Origin of the sequence: Burkholderia territorii, assembly GCF_902833055.1 — a bacterium.
GTDB lineage: Bacteria > Pseudomonadota > Gammaproteobacteria > Burkholderiales > Burkholderiaceae > Burkholderia > Burkholderia territorii.
The window spans coordinates 1-21,441 of the sequence record NZ_CADFEJ010000011.1 but is presented as its reverse complement, the minus strand read 5'-3'; the positions used below and the strand labels follow the sequence as shown (position 1 = coordinate 21,441).

Below are 21,441 nucleotides of genomic sequence, written 5' to 3'. Positions count from 1 at the left end.
GAGCGGCCCGCGCGTTACTGGGCCGCGGGGGCCGCTGCCTGCGACGCGCCGTGCTTGTGACCGCCGCGGTGGGCGGCAGTGCCCGATGCACCCGGTGCGCCGGACGCCGCGCCGGCGCCATGCGCACCGGATGCGCCTTTCGGCTTGTCGGCCGGGATGGTGATCTTCGCGCCTTCGCGCAACCGGTCGGAGCCGTCGGTGACCACGCGCTCGCCGATCGCGACGCCGCTGACGATGCTCGTGCGCTCGCCGTCGACCGGGCCGGTCGTGACCTTGCGCACCGTCACCGTGTTGTCGGGTTTCACGATGTATACGAACTGGCCGATCGAGCCCGTCAGCACGGCGGCGGTCGGCACGATCGTCGCATTGCGCATCACGTCGACCAGCAGCCGCGTGTTCACGAACTGATTCGGAAACAGCAGGCCTTCCTTGTTGTCGAAGGTCGCGCGCAGCTTGACGGTGCCGGTGCTCGTGTCGATCTGGTTGTCGAGCGTTTCGAGCGAACCCGTCTCGAGCGGCACCGTGTTGTTGCGGTTGTACGCGGTGACCGACAGTTTCCGGCCCGCGTTCACCTGCTTGAGGATTTGCGGCAGGTTGTCCTCCGAGGTCGTGAAGATCACGCTCATCGGCTGCAGTTGCGTGATCACGACGATGCCGTTCGTGTCGCCCGGCGTCACGTAGTTGCCGGGGTCGACCTGACGCAGGCCGACGCGGCCCGACACCGGCGCCGTGATGCGCGCGTACGCGAGGTTCAGTTTCGCGGAGTCGATCGCCGCCTGGTCGGTCTTGACCGTCCCTTCGTATTGCTTGACGAGCGACGCCTGGGTGTCGACCGTCTGCGACGCGATCGAATCCTGCGACAGCAGGGTCTGATAGCGCTTCAGGTCGAGGCGGGCCGTCGCGAGCAGCGCGGAATCGCGCGCATGCGTGCCTTCGGCATTCTCGAGCGCGACCTGGTACGGGCGCGGGTCGATCTGCGCGAGCAGGTCGCCTTTCTTGACGATCTGGCCTTCCTGGAATGCGACCGACTGCAGATAACCCGACAACTGGGTCTTGACCGTCACGTTTGCGAGCGGCGTCACGGTGCCGAGCGCGGACAGCACGATCGGCATCTCGCCCTGCGTCGCGGTCGCGACCGAGACGGGTTGCGGAACGTTCGCCATGGCGGCGGGGCCGCCGCGGCCGCGATGGCCGCCGGCGGCACTCGCGCCGGAGGCCGCGCCGCCCTTGGCGGACGCGTCGGCCGGCGTGCGGTTCCACGGGTGCCACCACAGCAGGCCGCCGATGACGACGACCGCGAGCGTCCCGATCGCCAGCGCGCGGCGCGGGCGGCGCGCGGCAGGGGAGGCGGGATCCTTCGAAGGGGGCGTGGGCTTTTGTTGGTTGTCCATCGTGTTCTGTCAGGAAGACGGCGCGGCGGGCCGGGAGTCGGGCCCTGGGGCGGCGCGTGGGCATGCGGTGCCGGTGCGCCGGCTCGGTCCGGGCCCTGGCGATCCGCGCGGGAATTGAAAAGAGCGGTGCGCGCCGCGAATGCGGCGCGACGATGGGCATGATCCTACGTCCCGTCCCCGTTACAGTCCAGTGGCCTATCTTTCAACGGGTTACGGTCGTTACAGAACGCGACAGCACGATGACGAATCGATTACGCGCCACTGCGCCGGGCCGGTGCGCCGCCGATCTCGCGGGTGATTTTGGCGATGCATTCGTGCAGCGCGGGCACGACGTGTTCCTGCAGCCATTCGGGCGGGCACTGACTGGATGCGCCGCCGCAGTTCACCGAATAGCGCTGGCCGGACGGGCCGACGAAACCGGCGGCGACCGCGTTCAGCCCTTCGCGCCATTCGCCGATCGCGATTGCATGGCCGGCGCGCATCGCGTCCTCGACGCCCGGGGTCAGGCGTGCCGATATGTGCGGCCAGTCGTCGCCGGCCGTCGCGCGCAGCGCGTCGAGCAGCGCGCGGCGCTCGTCGTCCTCCAGTGCCGCGAGATACGCGCGGCCGACCGCGGTGCGCGCGATGTCCATCCGCGAGCCGATCTCCAGGCGCGTGACGAGCACGGCCGAGCGCGGCCGGATCACGTCGATCGCGACCATGTCGAGGCGATCGCGCACCGCGAGGTGCACCGACAGCGACGTGCGCTCGGCGAGTTCGATCATGAACGGCCGCGAGCGCGCGCGGATGTCGAAGTTGCGCAGGAAGCCGTGGCTCAGCTCCAGCACCGATGCGGTCAGCACGAAGCGCTCGCTGTCCGGCAACTGGAACAGGAAACCGGCGCTCACGAGCGTTGCCGTGATGCGCGACACGGTCGGCTTCGGGATGCCCGTCAATTCGGTGAGCTCGCGGTTGCTGACCGGGGCGTCGGCGGCCGCGATGCGCCGCAGCACGGCGAGGCCGCGCGCGAGCGCGGTGATCTCGTCCGGCGACGATTCGCGATCTCGGGGCGCGGGAGGCGTTACAGGTGTCGACACGAGGGATTCTCTCTATTTCCGAAACTCGATTTCAATTTTGTTGGTATTGTAGGATGATTGTCAAAAGATGCATGTTCCATGGGTGAATCGTTCATCGGATGAGATTTTACGGGTTCACCCTTGGTTTATTAGGAAAGTATTCAAATGAGCATCGCCGGAAAGTGAACAGACCGGTGCAAATACCGCTTGACTTGTCGGGCGGAAACGGAAAGAATGTCTCACGTTTTCGAAACATCGTTTCAGGAGTTTAACCGGCGACGGTGTTTCGCGCAGTCTCTCAGGTTCTAGCACGGCCCTCGGAATGGCTAGAACTTTTTTAGCGCCACGGTCTCCGTGGCGCTTTTTTTTGCCCGTTGCCTTTCCTTCGCGGGCCGGCGAGCCCGCCACCCCGGCGCCAACGCCGTCGTTGCGCCACTGCGAAGTCTACCGCGTCACCCGTTATCCCGCCCCTTGCAGCCCCGCTGCGTCGTTCGGCGCCAGCCGGCGATTCCGTCGTTTCGATCCGCTTCGCGCGCCATCGCCGTGCGGCTGCCGCACGCCCGTCATTCAGCGCGAATGCGCGCCGGTCATACGGAAAACGATGCGTGCCATTCGCCGGGGACCCCCTATGCAAAAGTAGGAGGGTGACCCATCCCGGCCCGTCCTGCGTGTCTGCAGAATGCCGGTACGGGCCGTGAAAGCTTCGCGGCTCGCGTCTGCAGCAGAGCATGACGGCCAGCGCGTGTCGCTGGCGGACCCCTTGGATGGAGGTCATATGTTCAGTACCCGCGCGTGTTGCAGCAGTGCGGCGGCACTGTTGCTCCTGATGTGCGCCGTTCCATCGTTTGCACAAACGTTTCGCGTTCAATGTCCGTTCACCACGCCGTCCCATCCGACGGCGCTGCCGGCCGGCAGCGTGGAACCCGCCTACACCGGACCGTCCTTCACCGGCCAGACTTCCGTGCCGACCGGTATCGTCAACGGCGCCATCAAGTGTCAACAGATCTCCGGCGGCGACGGGTACGCCACCATGGCCGACGGCACGCAGACGTATCTGTTTGCCTTCGGCCCGTTGTCCGGCATTGCCGACATCCAGGCCGGCCGCGCCGGTACGGAGTTCGCGGCGGTGTTCAACACGGTCGGCGATCCGAGAACGGATCCGACCTACAACGGAGCGGTCGGCCTCGTGCCCGACCCGGAATCGTCGCCGCCTGGCCAGTTGACCGGCCATGTTGATCCGCGGGCGATCATGGATATCGGCGTGATGAACGGCAACATGCCGGCGCCCGAGATGGCGATCGACGAGGACGACGAGTTCTTCCTGACGCTCACGAACGTCGGCATGATCATGCGCCCCGACTTGTTCGAGCAGCACACGGTGCACTTCCACGGTTATCCGAATGCGTCGTCGTTCTATGACGGCGTGCCGGATGCGTCGGTGGCGATCAACATCGGTGCCAGCTTCACCTATTACTATCTCGCGCCCGATGCGGGCACCTACTTCTGGCACTGCCACATCACGCCGCCGGAGCACCTCCAGATGGGGATGGTCGGCCAGGTCTTCGTGCGGCCGCGCCAGAACCGGGTGCCGTTCGGCAAGTCGCTATACGCCGCGCTGGTGGCGCAGCAAGGCGATCTTCGCACCCGGTGCGGCAACGACATTCTGTGCTCGACGCCCCTGCCGCCTTCGAACGGCGTGCTGCACGCCAACGACAAGAGCGGCAAGCCGACGCTCTACGCATACAACGACGGCGACGGGTCGACCGCGTACGACGTCGAGTATCCGGTGCAGATACACGGCTTCGATCCGAACTTCCATTTCGTGGGGATGACGTTCAATCCGGAACCGTTCACCGACATGAAGGACAAGTACTTCATGCTCAACGGGCGCAGCTATCCGGACACGGTGACCCCTGGGCCGATGCAGACGCCGGTGGCCGACGGCACGGCGCACGTTTCGCAACCGCTGCCGACCATCATCAACATCCCGGCCGGGGGCAGGGCGTTGCTCAGGATTTCCGATCTCGACGTCACCGAATTCCAGACGCTCGCGTCGCTGGGCGTGAGGATGCATGTGATCGGCGTCAACGCACGGCTGTTGCGCGACATGGCCGGCAACGACATGACTTACTACACGAATTCGATCACGCTCGGCGGCGGCGAATCCATCGACGTGATTCTGGATGCGAGCGACACGACGATGTACGCGCCCGGGTCGGTCTACTACCTCTACACGCCGAATCTCGATCACCTGTCGAACGACGCCGAGAACTTCGGGGGACTGATGACGGAGGTCCGCATCTGTCCCGCCGCGCTCGACCCGGCTACGAAGTCCTGCATCTAGGAGAAATATCGTGGGCCACTTCACTCATGACATCCGGACCGCAATGCGTACGGGTGCCGGATTGCTCGTACGTCTCGCCGTCGCAATGCTTGCCGTATTGCTCTGCGGGCCGGTTCTGGCCGCCGCGCCGGGCATCACCGGCACGCATTTCGACCTGAGCGCGGAAGCGAGCCGGATCAGTCAGCCCGACGGATCGAGCGTCTATTCGTGGGGCTACGGCTGCCGCACGGCACCGGCGGGATTCTCGCCGGCGGGCATCACGGGCGCGAGTTGCCCCAGCATGCAGATTCCCGGCCCGACATTGATCGTGCGGCAGGGCGACGTGATCACGGTGACGCTCACGAACAACCTGCCCGCAGCGGCGGGCAACACGTCGATCCTGTTTCAGGGATTCCAGGTGTGCGCGGCGGCGCTCAATCCCGACGGCTCGTGTCCGGCCGCGCTCACCGGCGTGCCCGGACTGCTCACGCGCGAGGCGACGCATGGCAACACGGTCACCTACAGTTTCGTCGCGGCCACACCCGGCACGCATGCCTACTACAGCGGCACACGGGGCGACCTTCAGATCGAGATGGGCCTCTACGGCGCGATCATCGTGTTGCCGACGTCGGCGCCGGGCGTGCTTGCCGTGCCGGCAGGGTGCCGCGCCGTCGCCGCGACGCTGCCCGACGGCCAGCCGGACTACCGCAACGCGGCGGCGGCGTACAACCATGGCTCGGCGTGCTACGACCGCGAGTATCTCTTTCAGTTCTCCGAAATGGACCCGCGCATCCATGCGCAGGCCGAGCAGGAGGCCGCGAAGACGTGCGCGTTGCCGACGGGCTGCATGACCGTCGAGACGGAGCCTTATCACCCCGCGTACTTCATGATCAACGGCCGCTCGATGCCCGACGACATGGATCCGAACTATGCGATGCAGTATCCGCATCAGCCCTACAACGGCAATCCGCACATGCACCCCGGCGAGCTGGTGCTGTTGCGAATCATCGGCACGGGCCGCTGGCAGCATCCGTTCCACGAGCACGGCAATCACGTTCGCGTGCTCGCACGCGACGGGAACCTGCTGCTTTCCAAGTCGGACGCGACCAAGGTCGCGGGCCCGTTGCTGTTCACCACGACCACGACGCCCGGCGAAACCCTGGACGGCATCTTCTACTGGACCGGCAAGGGACTCAACTGGGACATCTACGGGCACAAGCCTGGCGACGGCAGCGTCTGCATTCCCGATGCGAACGGCTACTACACCGCCGACCCGAAGGCGCCGAACTATTACGAATGGTGCGCGGACCACAACAAGGCGCTCGAAGCGCATCCGTTCGGAAACGTCGGCAGCGGCGGACCGGTCACGCTGCCCGACTCGCACATCCTGACGAACGGTGCGTGGTATGGCGGCAGCCCCTATCTCGGCCCGGATGCGACGATTCGCGCGACTTCGCCGACCGGCACAACGCCGCCGAGCGGCACGATCGCGAATCCGCCGGGAAGCGAAGCGGGCTTTGCATTCATGTGGCATTCGCACAATGAACGCGAGATCACCACGAACAACATCTTCCCCGGCGGAATGATGATGATGATGCTCGTCGATCCACAAGTCTTCGTGATCAACGAAGGCAACTAGAGGCGGGGAGAACGGAAATGCCATTCATCCAGTTCAAGGCGATGTTCCTCCGCGTGGCGAAGGCGAGCCTCGCCGCGTTCATTCTGCAGGCAGCGAGCGAGGCATCGCTCGCCCAAACCGTGAACCTGACGGCGAAGGCCGTGTCGGCCACGATGCCCGACGGCGAGATCGTGCCGATGTGGGGCTACACGTGCTCGGCGGCAGCCGTGGCGCCGGCCACCTGTGCGGCGGCCAATCCCGGCGCCGGCGCGGGCTGGTCGCCGGTGGTGATCACCGTGCCGTCCGGCGCGACGCTGACGATCAACCTCACGAACAGTCTGCCCGCTTCCGTGCCGACGTCGCTCGTGATCGTCGGGCAGTTGGGCGGCGGTCTCGGCAAGACGGCGACGTCGACCCCGAGCCCGGTGCATCCGACACAGACCTCGACGACCTGGCCGATTGCCGGTACCGGCAGCGGTGCGACGTTTACGCCGCCTGCGCAAGGGCCACGGGTTCAGTCGTTCTCGACCGAAGTGCCTCACGGCGCGACAACAGCGCTGAAGTGGAACAACCTGCGGCCCGGCACCTACCTGATCGAATCGGGCTCGCATCCGTCGATCCAGGGGCCGATGGGTCTCTATGGCGTGCTCGTGGTGCGCACGCCGCCGGCGAGCGTGACGTCGCGACCGGTTGCCTATCCGGGCGTGCAGTACGACGCCGACATCCCGCTCGTACTGAGCGAGATCGATCCGCTGCAGAACGCGGCAGTCGCCGCGGCCGTCGCCACTGCCGGCTTCAGCGAAACCAAGGTGTGGTCCGGCCTTTCTGGTGGCTGTGGCGATTCGCATTCCTCATCGTTCGGCACCTGCTATCCGCCGGCCGTGAACTACGATCCGCGCTATTACCTGATCAACGGCGTCGCGTTCGATCGTACGCATCCTGACCGGTCGTCGTTCCTCGCAACGGCGCCCGTGTCGACCGGCCAGGTTCTCCTGCGCTTCGTCAACGCGGGCCTGCGCATGCACGTGCCGTCCGTGGTCGGCGCGCAAAGCGGCAACCCGGCGGTCTCCGGCTTCACGCTCGTCGCCGAGGACGGCAATCCGTTGCCCGGCAATCCGCGCGTGCAATCGTCCGTGTTCATGGCGGCCGGCAAGACTTACGACGTGATGATGAACGCGCCGGGCGTGAATGCGCCCGCGCTGCCGGTGTTCGACCGGCAACTGAGCCTGTCGACCAACAACCAGCGCGACGGCGGCATGCAGGCGTATCTCAGCATCAACAACGGCGCGCTTCCGTCCGTCGGCGCGGCCGGCCAGAACGTGGTCGCCAATCCCGACAAGTACTTCCTCGTGGCAGGCAACACGCTGACCGTGGCGGACCCCGGCAAGGGCGTGATCGCCAACGACGTCGGCGTCTATGGCGTGCAGCTGCTGACCAAGCCGGCCAACGGCACGGTGACGCTGAACCCCGACGGCACGTTCAGCTACGTGCCCAAACCCGGTACGACTTCCGACAGCTTCGTGTATCAGGCGAACGGCAATCCCGCGGTCACCGCGACGGTGACGCTGGCCCCCTGCACGCAAGCCGCCGGCTGCCTGTCCGGTCCACCCGTCGCACACGACGACAGCTACACCAGCAACATCGCGTCGCGGCTGCAGATCGGCGCACCCGGCGTGCTCGTCAACGACACGGACCCGAGCGGCCTGCCGCTCGCCGCGGTCGTCGTGCCGAACAGCGCCAGCGGCGGCACGGTCACGCTGAACGCGGACGGCTCATTCAGCGTGACGCCGGCCGTGCCTCCTGTCGGCGGCGCGACCGCCGGCGTGACCTTCAAGTACACGGCCGTCAACTCGCAGAACACGGCGAGCGCGCCCGCGACCGTTACCGTCAGGTTCAACGGCGGCAGCGGACTCGCCGTCAAGGTCCTGGACGCGCCGAGCGCGGCCCCGGGCAAGACGCCCGTGCAGCTCACCGACTACCGCTGGATCATCGAGGAAGACCGCACGTTCCAGATCGACCCGGCCTGCCAGGTGAACACGACGCCGCGCCCCGCGAACTGCCCGCCGTTGCCGGTGCCGAGTCTGGGCACCAGCTTCCATTCGAGCTACATGCCGGTGGTCGCTGCGGGTTGTGTCGGCACGGTGGCGTGCGAGTCGGGGCAGACGGTGTTCGATCCTGCCACCAACACGCATGTGCCCGCGGTATGCGACGTCGGCGACGGCGCGTGCCGTACGAATGCCGCGCAGCAGGTGCCGGTCGACCCGAGCCAGGTATCGCTCGATCCGACCAAGCATTACTACATCTCGATTCTGCCGGGCGACGCGGGCAACAGTTTCTCGAACGGAGCGGGCGCTCCGCAGCCCGTCGACCCGAACAACCCCACCGGGGCGAAGCGGCAGTTCGACATTTCGAAGGATTGCCCGTCGGGCCCCGGCGGCGCGGATTTCGCGCCGGGCACGGGCACCTGCGGTCACACGATGGGCGGCGCGCCGATCGCGCCGGGACAGAAGAGCGTCAACGTGCTCGTGCAGGAGACGCCGTTGCAGACCGCGAAGATATCGGTATTCGTGTTCGAGGACGATGCACCCGTCAATGGCGAAGTGGACGTGAGCGGCGGCACCGACAGCTTCGGCACCGCGCATGAGCCGGGCCTCGGCGGGTTCGAGATCAAGCTGTTCGACGACGCCGGCGGCACCGGCGACGCCACCGGGCAGATGACCTACGACATGTTCAACATGCCGCTGTCGAATTCGCTGCAGGGCACCGTCGATCCCGCCACGGGCCTGAACGCCTGCCCGATTTCGACGACGTCGACCGACGGTCTCGTCGGCATGATCCCGACCTGCCCGAAGTACGAGTCCGACGGCAAGACGTTGTCGCCGCTGGTCGGCCAGGCAGTCATCGCGAACCTGATGCCGGGACGCTATGGCGTCGTCGCGACGCCGGGCGCGGATCGCACCGGCCGCGGCGAGGAATGGCTGCAGACCAACACGCTGGACGGACAGAAGGCGCACGACGCATTCATCAAGGTCGGCGGTCCTTCGTACTTCCAGGAGTTCGGGCCCGCCGGTTTCCACGTGTCGATCGGTTTCGCGAATCCGAAGATCATCAACGACCGGCTGCCGCTGGTGTGCGCCGGCGCGACGTGCAACAACTCGCTCGCGGGCCGGATCACGAATCTGCACTACAGCCGTCCGCCGAACGAGAACCTGTACGGCTCGGGCTCGCGCGATTCGCTCGGCTTCACGCAGTGCTACGTGAGCGTCGGCGACACCGACGGGGAGGACATCGCCTTCACCAAGTGCAATCCGGACGGCACGTTCAAGATCAGCGGCCTGCCGGACGGCACGTTCCGCATCACGGTCTTCGATCAATGGAACGACCAGATCGTCGACGGGCTGGCGACGGCGACGCAATTGAAGGGCGGACAGTCAAAGGATCTCGGCGACATCCCCGTGCTGCAATGGCATACGAATCTGTATACGCGGACCTTCTTCGACCAGAACGGCGACGGCGTCTCGCAGGACAACGAGCCCGGGCTCACGCTCGTGCCCACCAACATACGGTTCCGCGACGGCAGCTATTCGAACTTCAACAACACGGACCTGAACGGCTTCGCCGGATTCAACGAAGTGTTCCCGCTGTTCAACTGGTATGTGGCCGAAGCCGACACGACGCGCTACAAGCAGACGGGCGTGCACGTGGTGTATGACGCGGGCGGGCCGGTCGACGGCACGCCCGGCGGAGGCACCTCGAACATCGCGGCGAATTTCGCCAACACGGTCGAATCGCCGACGGCGCATCTGCCGACGAACCTGCGCGTGCCGGGCGCCCGCTACTGCAACGATGCGGACTGTACCGACCAATCGGGCACGAACCCGTCGACCGCGCGGATCGACCCGCCGTGGGTGACGACCGAAGGCTGGCAGGGCTTCTCCGGCCAGAATTCGTTCATCGAATTCGGCAAGAAGCCGTACGGCCCGACCGAGAACGGCGGCATCAAGGGCGAGGTGATCTACGCGTCGACGCGGCCGTTCGACGACCCGGCGTTGCTCATTCACACGAGCTGGACGCCGAACATTCCGAACGTGACGGTCAACCTGTACCGGGAAGACACGGCGCCGGACGGCACGACGACACTCGCGCTCGTCGATACGACGAAGACGAGCAGCTGGGACGACTGGGCGCAGGGCTTCCGCACCGACGGCATTCCGAACATGAACTGCCCGGGGCAGGAGACGAGCGACCCGTTCTTCTTCACGCTGAAGGACAGCCCGCAGTGGCTGGATCCGACGCATCGCGCGTTGCCCGCGCATTCGCAATTCAAGTGCTATGACGGCATGCATGCGTTCAACCAGGTGCAGCCCGCGCCGTACGACGGGATGTACCAGTTCCCGAGCGTGACGACGCGCGATCCGTCGACGGGCCTGCCGACCGGCACGAACTGCAAGATCTGCGTGGCGAATCCGTCGGGCGACGGCACGCGGATGCTGCCGACCGGGAAATACGTCGTCGAGGTGGTGGTGCCGCCGGGCTACGAGCTCGTGAAGGAGGAGGACAAGAACATCCTGATCGGCGACAACTACATCGCCCCGGTGACGCAGCAGTTCGGCGGCCTCGGCAACATCTTCATCCTGCCCGACCAGGCGGCGATGAATTCGACCTTCAACCCGAACAACGCGCAGAACCCGACGACCGACCTCGGTTCGACGCCGCGGCACGAAGGCGATACGGGCAGCGTCGAGACGTTCTGGCCGTGCGTCGGCGCATTGCGCATCGTGCCGGACTACATCAGCCTGTTCCCGGGCTCGAAGGAGGTCGCGCCGTTCGCGGGCGCATCGCGGCATCTCTGCGACCGCAAGGAGGTCACGCTCACGAACGAAATGTCGGTGCTCGCGAAGTTCTGGCTGTTCAGCTCGACCCATGTTGCCGCGCACTTCACCGGCTTCATGCTCGACGACTTCTCGTCCGAGTTCGATCCGTACTCGCCGCAGTTCGGCGAGAAGTTCGCGGTGCCCAACGTGCCGATCTCGATGAAGGATTTCGGCGGCAATGAAGTCGCGCGCATCTATTCGGACTCCTGGGGCATCTTCAACGGGCTGAACTATTCGACGTGGCAGGTCAATCCGCCGAATCCGACCGGCTACGCGCCGACGATGATGGTCGCGTGCATGAACGATCCCGACATGCCCGATCCGGCGCATCCGGGCAAGACGATCCGCGATCCGTTGTTCAACCCGGCATACAGCCAGTTCTGCTACGAGATTCCGTTCATGCCCGGACAGACGCAGTACATGGACACGCCGGTGGTGCCGGTCCAGGCCTTCGCGTCCGGCTACAACCCGCCTGACTGCGCGTACCCGGACGGCACGCCCGCGATTGCCAGCGTGACCGGCGACGCGAGCGGCGGCGGCGCGGGCCCGTGGGTCAGCGCGGTCGGTCACCCGCTGACGATCAAGGCGCTCGGCGATCAGACCGTTGCGAACAACGCGTACAACGGGCCGGCCGCGACCGCCACGCCGTTCAACCAGAAGTTCGTCAAGCGCCATTACGGCTTCGGGGCGGCGCAAGGCAAGGTCACGATCGGCGGCAGGACGGCCGCGGTGCAGTCATGGACCGATTCGGAGATCCGCGTCGTCGTGCCGCCGCTCATCGGCTCGAGCTGCACGGTTCAGCAGCGCGGCGTGCTGACGCCGACGTCCTGCGGCGAACTGGTCGTCACGACCGCCAGCGGCAAGAACTCGATCGACACGGTCACCGTGACGGTGGGCGGCAAGGCGCCGACTTACGTGAACGGCGAGAACGCGACCAACGACGCGATCCAGACCGCGATCGACAAGGCGACCCCGGGCGACCTGATCATCGTCGGTCCGGGCACCTACAACGAAATGACCGTGATGTGGAAGCCGGTGCGGCTGCAAGGCGTCGGCGCGCCGTCGGTGGTGATCAATGCGAACACGCATCCGTCGGGCAAGATGGACGCGTGGCGCAGGAAGGTCGACTGCCTGTTCGGCGTCGCGATCAACGGCGCGATGATTTCGTCGTCGAACCCGTACGACCCGAGCGGCACGTACACGTGCCCGACGGCGATGCAGCGCAAGGTCGACCCGATCCCGCTCGAGCCGACCGTGGGGTGGGACTCGACCCTGAACGGCAATCTCGGCGAAATGCTGCTCGAGCCGTCGCTGATGGGCGCCTACGAAGGTGCCGGCATTACGGTGCTCGGCAAGGGCGTGCGCGACGTGCTGGTGGGCGGCGTGCCGCAGCCCGACCCGAACTGCGTCGCGAACGGCATCTGCGTGCCGCTCACGGGCCCGAGTGCATTGCGGCCGAATCCGCCGGACTGCGCGAATTATCCGAGCAACTTCCTGTGCAATCCATCGCGCATCGACGGCATCACGGTCACGAACAGCTCGCAAGGCGGCGGCGGGATTTTCCTGCATGGCTGGAACCACCTGATGGAGGTGTCGAACAACCGCGTGTATTCGAACGCCGGCACGCTGTCAGGCGGCATCTCGGTCGGCCAGGTCGAAGTGCCCGACGGCACGATCGCGGCCGACGGCATCACCGAGCTTCCGTTCGGCTTCAACAAGTCCGTGAACGTGCACCACAATTCGGTGACGTCGAACGCGTCGTACGGCGATGAAATCAATTCGAGCACACCGTCATCGGCCGGCGGCGTCGTGTTCTGCTCGGGCGCCGACAACTACCACTTCAACTACAACTGGGTGTGCGGCAACATCAGCAGCGGCGACGGCGGAGGCGTCGCGCACTTCGGCTTCAGCTATGCCGGCGACATTTCGCACAACTGGGTGCTGTTCAACCAGAGCAACAACCCGACACTGCCGACCTATGGCGGCGGCATCATCGCGCAGGGCGTGCCGCCGGACGGCACCTTCTGCGAGAACTCGACGGTCGACATGGACTGCGCGCCGCAACTGTCCGACGGCATCGGGCCGCAACTGGTGATCGACGGCAACCTGATCATGGGCAACACGGCCGAGAGCGGCAAGGGCGGCGGGCTGCGGCTGCAGGCGGTGAACGGCACGGACGTGCAGCGCAGCCCGGGCAATGCGGCGAACTGGTACGCGGTCCGCGTGATCAACAACATCATCGCCAACAACGTCGCGGGCTGGGGTGGCGGCGGCGTGTCGCTGCAGGATGCGGTGCGCGTGAGCTTCGTCAACAACACCGTGATGTCGAACGACGCGACGGCGTCCGCCGGCGTGCTGTTCAACACGGACGCGGCGACCCAGGCGAACGTCGGGCCGCCGAACTGCACCACGGTCGGCGCACAAACGACGTGCAACCCGATCACGACGTCGACATACCAGCCGGCCGGGCTCGAGACCGCGCGGCATACGGCGAACTTCGTGACGGCGTTCACCGCCGCCGGGGTGGCGTGTCCGGGGGGCCTGTCGAACTGCACGACGTTCTCGAACCCGGTGCTGACCAACAACGTGTTCTGGCAGAACCGCACGTTCTTCATCACGGTGTCCGGGAAGAACCCGAACATCCCCGGGATGCAGAACACGGTGACGTTGAACCCGACGTTGAACCAGGCGGGGCATGCGACAGGCTATTGCGATCCGCACGCGGTGTATTGGGATATCGGCGCGTATGGCGACACCGGCCCCGGCAACCATCAGTCGGGCCTTACGCTGAGCCCGCGGTATTCGATCCTGACGGATGCGGGTGACTACCCGGGCGCGAACAACAGCGGGGCCAACCCGGCCGTCGTGAGCCAGTATTGCAATGGCGCGCGCGTGCCGCCGGAAGGAGGCGGAAACGGGTTCGCGGTGCCGCCCGGCATCTCGGACACGGTCTTGCCGAACCCGCTGTTCTCGCTGCTGCCGTCGGCCGTGCCGGATGAGGGCAATCAGTGGATCAACATGTCGTACGGCCCGTTGTCGCTGTTCAACATGTCGATCGTGCCCGGCAGCACCGGTTACGGTGTATTGCTCGGCAACTACTCGCCGCGCGCAGGTTCGCCCGCGATCAACGCAGGAACGCCGACGGGTGCGCCGAACCATGACTTCTTCGGCACGACGCGTCCGCAACAGGGGAAGTACGACATCGGTGCGGTCGAATTCCTGCCGGCCGGCATCTTGGGCGGCCTTCCGATCGATCCGCTGGCGCTCGGCACGGCGCTGGCCGATGCCTTGGGCGGGCTGCCGATTCCGCCGCTGGCGGTGCCGACCCTGCCGACCGGCGCGGTGGGTGGCCTGCCGATCGCTCCGCTCGGGCTCGGCACGGTGCCGAATCAACGTTGAAGGGGGGGCCATGAACCGTTCAACTTTGCTGCGCAGGCGAGCGGCGTGTTACGCCGCCGCCTGTCTTCTCGCCGCGGCCGTCGCGGAGCCGGCCGCGGCGCAGCAGGGCGCGCCTGCTGCGCCCGGCGCGGGCGCGAGGCATTCGCCATACCGGCCGGGCCTCCCGCAGCGCGCGAGGACCTACTACATGATGACGCGGGGGATCGACAACCTGAAGGTGCACCGCATCACATCGGACAACCTGATCCGCTTCAGTTACCGCGTGACCGATCCCGACGCCGCGAAGCGGCTCGCGGACAGAAGCGCGACGCCGTATCTGTACGGGCAGACGAGTCACGCGCTGCTTGAAGTGCCGGTGATGGACAAGGTAGGCCAGTTGCGGCAAAGCGGCCGCCTCGAGGCCGGCCGCGAGTACTGGATGGTGTTTTCGAACAAGGGCAACGTCGTGAAGGTCGGCGAACGCGTGAACGTGATCATCGGATCGTTGCATATCGACGGGCTGCTGGTCGAATGACGATGCGGCCGCGATTCACGGCACAGGGACAGGAGAAGACTCATGACCCGGTTTCTTTCGGTAGTGATTGGGGCGGCCTCGCTGGCCGGTTTGCTCGCGTCGGCGCCCGATTCGATGGCGGCCTCGGCGGCAGGCACCGCCCAGGCCGGGGGCGCATCGGCGGGACGCGCGAGCGCCGCGCAGATCGTCGAGCGCAACGTGGCGGCGCGCGGCGGGCTGCAGGCCTGGCGTACGGTCAATACGCTGACGATGTCGGGGCTGATGGAGGCCGGCGGCAAGAAGAACACCGCGCTGCCATTCGTGATGACGATGAAGCGTCCGCACAAGAGCCGCGTCGAAGTCCGCTTCAACGGGCAGACGGCGTTCCAGGTCTATGACGGTGTGCAGGGCTGGAAAGTCCGACCATTTCTCGGCCGTGACGAAGTCGAGCCCTATACGCCGGCCGAGGCGAAATCCGCGGCGCAGGCCGCGGAACTGGACGGGCCGCTCGTCGATTACGCGAGCAAGGGCAGCACGGTCCAGCTGATCGGCTCGGAGATGGTGGAAGGGCATCGCGCCTACGTGCTGAAAGTGACGACCAAAGAGCATGCGGAGCGTCGCGTGTGGATCGATGCGGCCACGTTCCTCGAGCTGAAGATCGACGGCGACCCGCGCGTGCTCGACGGCAGGATGCACGGCGTCTCCGTGTTCTTTCGCGACTTCCGCAAGGAGGGAGGAATCGTCGTGCCGCATACGCTCGAGACGGCCGTCGCCGGCGTGAAGGGAACGCACAAGTTGACGATCGATCACGTGGCCGTGAATCAGCCGGTGGACGATGCGTCGTTCGGCAAGCCGCAGCTCGGTGCGACCAGGATCACGAGCCGCTAGCCGCACGATCGCGCGAGGACCGAGGCCATGAAGCGAATCGAATCGTGGGTGCTCGCCGGCTGCATGGCGCTTGCCTTGTGCGCGTGCAAGCAGGTCGCGGGGCAGGATCTCACCGCGGAACAGATCGTCGAGAGGAATGTCGCCGCGCGCGGCGGGCTCGACGCATGGCGCAAGGTCCGGACGATGGTCTGGCTCGGCCATGTCGACAGTGCCAACGCTCCGGTGCGGGACTTGCCGTTCGTCCTCGCGATGAAGCGCCCGAACAAGACGCGCTTCGAGCTGACGGTATTGAACGAGAAGAGCGTGCGCGTGTTCGACGGCAGGGAAGGCTGGAAGCTCGGCGCGAGTCCGCGGCCGTATTCGATCGACGAGATCAGGTCGGCGCGTGACGAGCAGGTGATCGACGGGCCATTGATCGATCACGAAGCGAAGGGCGTCGGCGTGAGGCTGGAAGGGATCGACCAGATCGGCGGGCACGATGCATACCGCCTCGCGGTGACGCTGCCTTCCGGCGCGGTTCGCCATGTGTGGATCGATGGCCGCACGTTCCTGGACGTGAAGTTCGACCGTCAGTTGCATGGCCCGCGCGGGCCGGTCACCGTCGAAGTGACCTACGGCGATTTCAAGCGTATCGACGGGCTGCAGATCCCGCTCAGGATCGAAAGCCATACGGCGACTTCCACGAACAAGGACACGCTGGTCATCGACAAGGTGACGCTGAATCCGCCGCTCGACGATGCAATTTTCACTCGGCCGACGTCGCCGGGTGGACGCCGTTCGGTCGCGATCGACGCGAGCGTGTCGCCGCCGCCTGCCGGCCTGCCGACGGCGCGGCCATGAGCGGCATCGGGCTGCTGCTGCGTGCCCTCGCGGCGGTGCGCACGCTTGCCGTGAACCGCGGGCTGGCGCGCTGGTTGTTGCTCGTCGCGCTGTGCGCGCCCGCCGGTTACGCACGCTGCGACGAAGTGGCGGCTGCCGAGTCCGTCGCGTCCGCGCCCGTCGCGCCGGCGGACGCGGGCGAGGCAATCTTCCAGCGCGGCATCCTCGGCTCGGGCGCGCCGCTCGAAGCCGTGCATCAGGACGGCGTGCGCCTGCGTGGCGCGGCAGCCGCCTGCATCAATTGCCACCGGCGCAGCGGCCTCGGTTCGAAGGAAGGCAACAACACGGTGCCGCCGATCACGTGGCGCTATCTGGCGCATCCTCGCGCGCGAACCGGCGAGGATCTCGACATCCCGTACGTTTCCGGCATGCGCGTCGATCGCGAACCGTACACGGAGGCGACGCTGGCGCGCGTCGTGCGCGACGGCATCGACCCCGACGGCAAGCCGCTCGGCAGGCTGATGCCGCAGTATGCGCTGAGCGATGCGGACATGGCGGCGCTGAGCGGGTACCTGAAACGGCTCGACGCGCGCAAGCCGTCCGGCGTCACGGATACGGTGCTGCATTTCGCGACGATCATCACCCCCGACGCGGATCCGGTTAAGCGGGCGGGCATGCTCGACGTACTGCAGCACTACTTCGCGGACAAGAACGCGTTTCCGATCGGCGCGACGCCGCCGCTGCGCTCGACGCGCAAGATGATGTTCATGGTCAATCGCCGTTGGGAACTGCACGTCTGGCAGCTCACGGGCTCGCCCGACACCTGGCGGGCGCAGCTCGCGCAATTTCTCGCACGGCAGCCGGTGCTGGCCGTCGTGTCGGGGCTCGGCGGCAGGAACTGGGCGCCCGTTCACGACTTCTGCGAAGAGGAGGCCGTGCCCTGCCTGTTTCCGAATGTCGAAGTCCCGGCAGGAACCGATCGCGATTTCTACTCGGTGTACTTCTCGCGCGGCGTGTTGCTCGAATCGGACCTGATCGCGAAGCGGATCGAGGATGAGCGCGGCGCGCGGCCGGCGTTGAAGACGATGAGTTCCGTATGGCAGGTCTATCGCGCGGGCGACAACGGCGAGCGCGGCGCGCAGGCGCTGGCGGCTGCGCTGAAGGCGCACGGCATCGCGGTGTCGAACCGCGTGCTCGCGCCTCGCGACGGCGTCGCGCAGGCGCTGCACGGAATATCGCGCGACGACGTGCTCGTGCTGTGGCTGCGGCCGCCCGACCTCGCGGCGCTCGAGCATGTGCCGCCCGCGTCGGACACGGTCTTCATGTCGGGGCTGCTCGGCGGGCTCGACAGCACGCCGCTGCCGACCCGCTGGCGCGGCGTGACGCGCGTCGCCTATCCGTTCGACTTGCCCGAAGGGCGCCGCGTGCGCGTCGACTACGCGTTCGGCTGGTTCACCATCCGGCAGATTCCGATCGTCGCACCGCAGGTGCAGGCCGATACGTATCTCGCGTGCGGGCTGCTCGCCGAGACGCTGAGCCATCTGGTGGATGCGTTCGTGCGCGAGTATCTCGTCGAGCGCATCGAGGACATGCTCGAACGCCGCATCCTGACCGGCTACTACCCGCGCCTGACACTGGCGCCCGGGCAGCGCTTCGCGTCGAAGGGCGGGTATATCGTGCGGTTCGCCGGCGCGGATCGGACGACGGTTCGCGCGGACGGCGGCTGGATCGTTCCCTGAGCCGGGCCGCGCACGAATTGAGTAGATGTCTGACCGTGCAAGGAGGAGGGTGCCCCATGTCGGCTTGCAGCGCGGGATCGCACAATGAAGTCGTCACCCGCCGTTCGGCGTTTGCATCGGCGCGCGACGACACTCGGTGTGGGGGAAATAGCCATGAGCACCTCTCTGGCCGGCCATGACGCACATCATCGCCGGGTGCGCTTCACCTGGATGGCCCTGTGCGCGGCGCTCGTCCTGTTTCAGGCGTCCGTCGCGCGCGCGTTGCCGATCTTTGCCCGGCAGACCGGGCAGAGCTGCGTCGCATGCCATGCCGGCGGTCAGTTTCCCGAACTGACGCCGTACGGACGCATGTTCAAGCTGAACGGTTATACGTTCGGCGAGCGCACGATTCCGCTTGCCGCGATGGCCGTAGGCGACCTGACCAAGACGCGCTTCAACAGCGACGCAAGCGGCAATCCGGTCAGTCCGAAGGACGGCCTGCCGATCTTCGACTTCGCGAGCGTGTTCCTCGCCGGGAAGATCACCGACCATCTCGGCGGCTTCGCGCAGTTCACCTACGCGAACTACGATCATCAGGATGCCAACGCGAAATGGAAAGGGTGGTGGGCATCGGACAACACCGACTTCCGCTTCGTCGACCGGATCATGTCGCCCACCAACGACCTGATTCTCGGGCTGACCTTGCACAACAACCCGACCGTGCAGGACGTCTTCAATACGGCGCCGGCGTGGAGCTATCCCTACATCGGCTCGGCGATCAGCCCGGTCGGCGGCGTGCCGGTCACGCCGATGATCGAGGGCGGGCTCGCGATGCAGGTCGTCGGCATGGGCGGGTATCTGTACTGGAACAAGACGGTCTATGCGGAGTTGACCGCCTACAGCACGGCCGACGGTATCTGGTCGTTCCTGAGCAAGGGCAACCACGCCGGCAACCCGGATCACCCGCAGGTATACCTGCGCGGCTACAACCCGTATGCGCGCATCGCGTTGACGCGCGACTGGGGGCCGCACAGCCTGATGGTCGGCGCATTCGGGTTGAGCGTCGACATCTATCCGAACGACCCGAACAGCTTCCCGATCTTCGGCACGGGTGTGACGCGCTATCGGGATTACGGTTTCGACACGCAGTATCAGTACCTGCTCGAGCCGCATACGATCACCGCCCAGGCGCGCTACGTGCGCGAAAACATTCACGACCCGAACAACTTCGTCGTGAGCGACAACACGGCCGCGAACCTGAATTCGCTGCGGCTCAAGGCGTCGTACGTCTACCAGGCCAAGTACGGCATCAGCCTGTCGTTCTTCAATACGACCGGCACCGCCGACAGCTCGGCCTATGCGGCGAGCGCGAACTTCCATCCGAATACGCAGGGCTGGACGCCGGAAATATTCTGGATACCGGATCAACATGTTCGCGTCGGCATCCAGTACACGCACTTCACCAAATACCTCGGCGCGACGACCAATTACGACGGCAACGGACGCAATGCGAGGGACAACGACACGCTGTTCATCTATCTATGGATCGCGTCGTTCTGACGTCCGGCGGGGCGACTGGCGTTGCGGACGTCGCGGCAGGGAGAGCATTGAAATGATCAAGGTGACCCATTTCGCTTTGCTTGCGCTGGTGCTCGCGGCATCGGGTTGTCACGACCTCGAGCGGTCGAGGGAAGTCGACAATCCGGCCGTGTCGGGCAAGACCATTGCGCTGCAGGTGTGCTCGAACTGTCACGGCGCGACCGGCGTGTCGGTTTCTCCGATGTTTCCCAAGCTTGCCGGACAGGGCAAGGAATACCTCGTCGACCAGCTGACGGATTTCAAGCATCACGCGCGCGCCGATCCGAACGCGAAGCGGTTCATGTGGGGCTTCACGCATTTGACCGACGCGCAGATCGACGAGCTGGCGGCTTATTTCTCGAGCCAGCCGCCGACGCTGGGCGCGGCCGGCGATCCTGCGCTCGTCGACGCGGGCCGGGCGATCTTCATGTCGGGACTGCCGGACAAGGGCGTCGCCGCGTGCATCGGATGCCATGGGCAGCATGGCGAGGGGCTGGACCGGTTTCCGCGTCTTGCCGGCCAGCACGCGGACTACGTGATCAAGCAACTGCGGGTGTTCCGCGAGACCGATACGCGGCCGCGCGGAGCCGTCATGAAGGCGGTGTGCGCGAACATGACCGAGCAGGACATGCGCGCGGTCGCGGCTTTCGTCGAAGCGTTTCCGGACGCGCATGACGCACCGGCGAATACGTCGGCGCGTGAATGAGCTGACGCCGGTCGAGTTGCCGCGCGTGCGGACAGCCGAGCCGCACTGGCCGCAGCCGTGCGCGATGGACCGGCCGGCATCGTTTCGGTGCACCGTCTCCCTCGTGGCGGGGCGCCGCTTTTTATTCGAGAGGCGGGTTCGTGCCCGAGCACCATGAAAGCCATCCGATTCACGCGCAACGGCACGGTGCCGATTGCAAGCCGGCCGGACCTGCATCGACGCGGGTCGCGCGTCAACGTGCGACGCATGCGCGTTGCATTCGCGGCCGGCCTGTCGATCATCGACTGGATCTTCGCCCTGGCACTCGTGGTCGGCGCGGGCTATGCGTTCGTGCATGACAACGAACACATGAATGACTACGACAAGGCGGTGATGATCGGCACCGTGCCGGCGCTTGTCGCACTGGGCTGGCGCTGGAAGCCCGCGCGGCTGATGATGGCGTCGATCGCGGTGCTGTCGCTGCTGTCGATCCAGATCTACCAGGGCGATCTCGCGCGCGCCGATTCGGCGTTCTTCCTCAAGTATTTCCTGTCGAGCCAGTCCGCGATCCTGTGGATGAGCGCGCTGTTCGTGCTCGCG

11 protein-coding genes and 1 pseudogene are annotated in these 21,441 nt (G+C 66.2%); 10 read left to right on the top strand and 2 right to left on the bottom strand.

The features are described 5' to 3' along the window. Nucleotides 1-14 precede the first annotated feature (14 nt). Together HW466_RS19110 and HW466_RS19105 are read right to left on the bottom strand one after the other, a co-directional pair. Nucleotides 15-1,391, bottom strand: a complete 1,377-nt coding sequence (locus tag HW466_RS19110; protein ID WP_174905847.1) for an MdtA/MuxA family multidrug efflux RND transporter periplasmic adaptor subunit — start codon at nt 1,389-1,391, stop codon at nt 15-17. 251 nt (nt 1,392-1,642) lie between these two features. After that, nucleotides 1,643-2,467, bottom strand: a complete 825-nt coding sequence (locus HW466_RS19105) for an IclR family transcriptional regulator (RefSeq protein ID WP_059451645.1) — start codon at nt 2,465-2,467, stop codon at nt 1,643-1,645. A gap of 754 nt (nt 2,468-3,221) precedes the next feature. Here HW466_RS19105 and HW466_RS19100 point away from each other — a divergent pair. The 10 genes and pseudogenes from HW466_RS19100 to HW466_RS19055 all read left to right on the top strand — a co-directional run. Beyond that, nucleotides 3,222-4,790 (top strand): multicopper oxidase domain-containing protein, encoded by a 1,569-nt coding sequence (locus tag HW466_RS19100; RefSeq protein ID WP_151004827.1) that lies wholly within the window; start codon nt 3,222-3,224, stop codon nt 4,788-4,790. An 85-nt stretch (nt 4,791-4,875) separates the two neighbouring features. Next, complete coding sequence (locus HW466_RS19095) at nt 4,876-6,408, top strand: multicopper oxidase family protein (RefSeq protein ID WP_230944435.1); 1,533 nt, start codon at nt 4,876-4,878, stop codon at nt 6,406-6,408. Nucleotides 6,409-6,425: 17 nt separating this feature from the next. Beyond that, nucleotides 6,426-14,660 (top strand): Ig-like domain-containing protein, encoded by an 8,235-nt coding sequence (locus HW466_RS19090; protein WP_170296671.1) that lies wholly within the window; start codon nt 6,426-6,428, stop codon nt 14,658-14,660. Nucleotides 14,661-14,847: 187 nt separating this feature from the next. Next, nucleotides 14,848-15,174, top strand: a complete 327-nt coding sequence (locus tag HW466_RS32305) for a hypothetical protein (protein ID WP_414125472.1) — start codon at nt 14,848-14,850, stop codon at nt 15,172-15,174. Between the two features lie 42 nt (nt 15,175-15,216). Continuing rightward, nucleotides 15,217-16,041, top strand: a complete 825-nt coding sequence (locus HW466_RS19080) for a LolA-like protein (protein WP_174905846.1) — start codon at nt 15,217-15,219, stop codon at nt 16,039-16,041. Between the two features lie 27 nt (nt 16,042-16,068). Further along, entirely contained in the window at nt 16,069-16,881 is an 813-nt protein-coding gene (locus tag HW466_RS19075) for a LolA-like protein (RefSeq protein ID WP_151006910.1), read from the top strand. Then, nucleotides 16,878-18,599 carry a c-type cytochrome gene (locus tag HW466_RS19070; protein ID WP_174905845.1) on the top strand — a complete coding sequence of 574 codons (1,722 nt, stop codon included), beginning with the start codon at nt 16,878-16,880 and terminating at the stop codon, nt 18,597-18,599. The genes HW466_RS19075 and HW466_RS19070 overlap by 4 nt, the downstream gene beginning before the upstream one ends. A 153-nt stretch (nt 18,600-18,752) precedes the next feature. After that, nucleotides 18,753-20,138, top strand: coding sequence for a cytochrome C (locus tag HW466_RS19065; protein ID WP_170296734.1), 1,386 nt, complete (start codon nt 18,753-18,755; stop codon nt 20,136-20,138). 52 nt (nt 20,139-20,190) lie between these two features. Then, nucleotides 20,191-20,862 (top strand): c-type cytochrome, encoded by a 672-nt coding sequence (locus HW466_RS19060; RefSeq protein WP_060347132.1) that lies wholly within the window; start codon nt 20,191-20,193, stop codon nt 20,860-20,862. Nucleotides 20,863-21,108: 246 nt separating this feature from the next. Beyond that, nucleotides 21,109-21,441: pseudogene (locus HW466_RS19055) on the top strand (c-type cytochrome biogenesis protein CcsB); the annotation flags it as partial.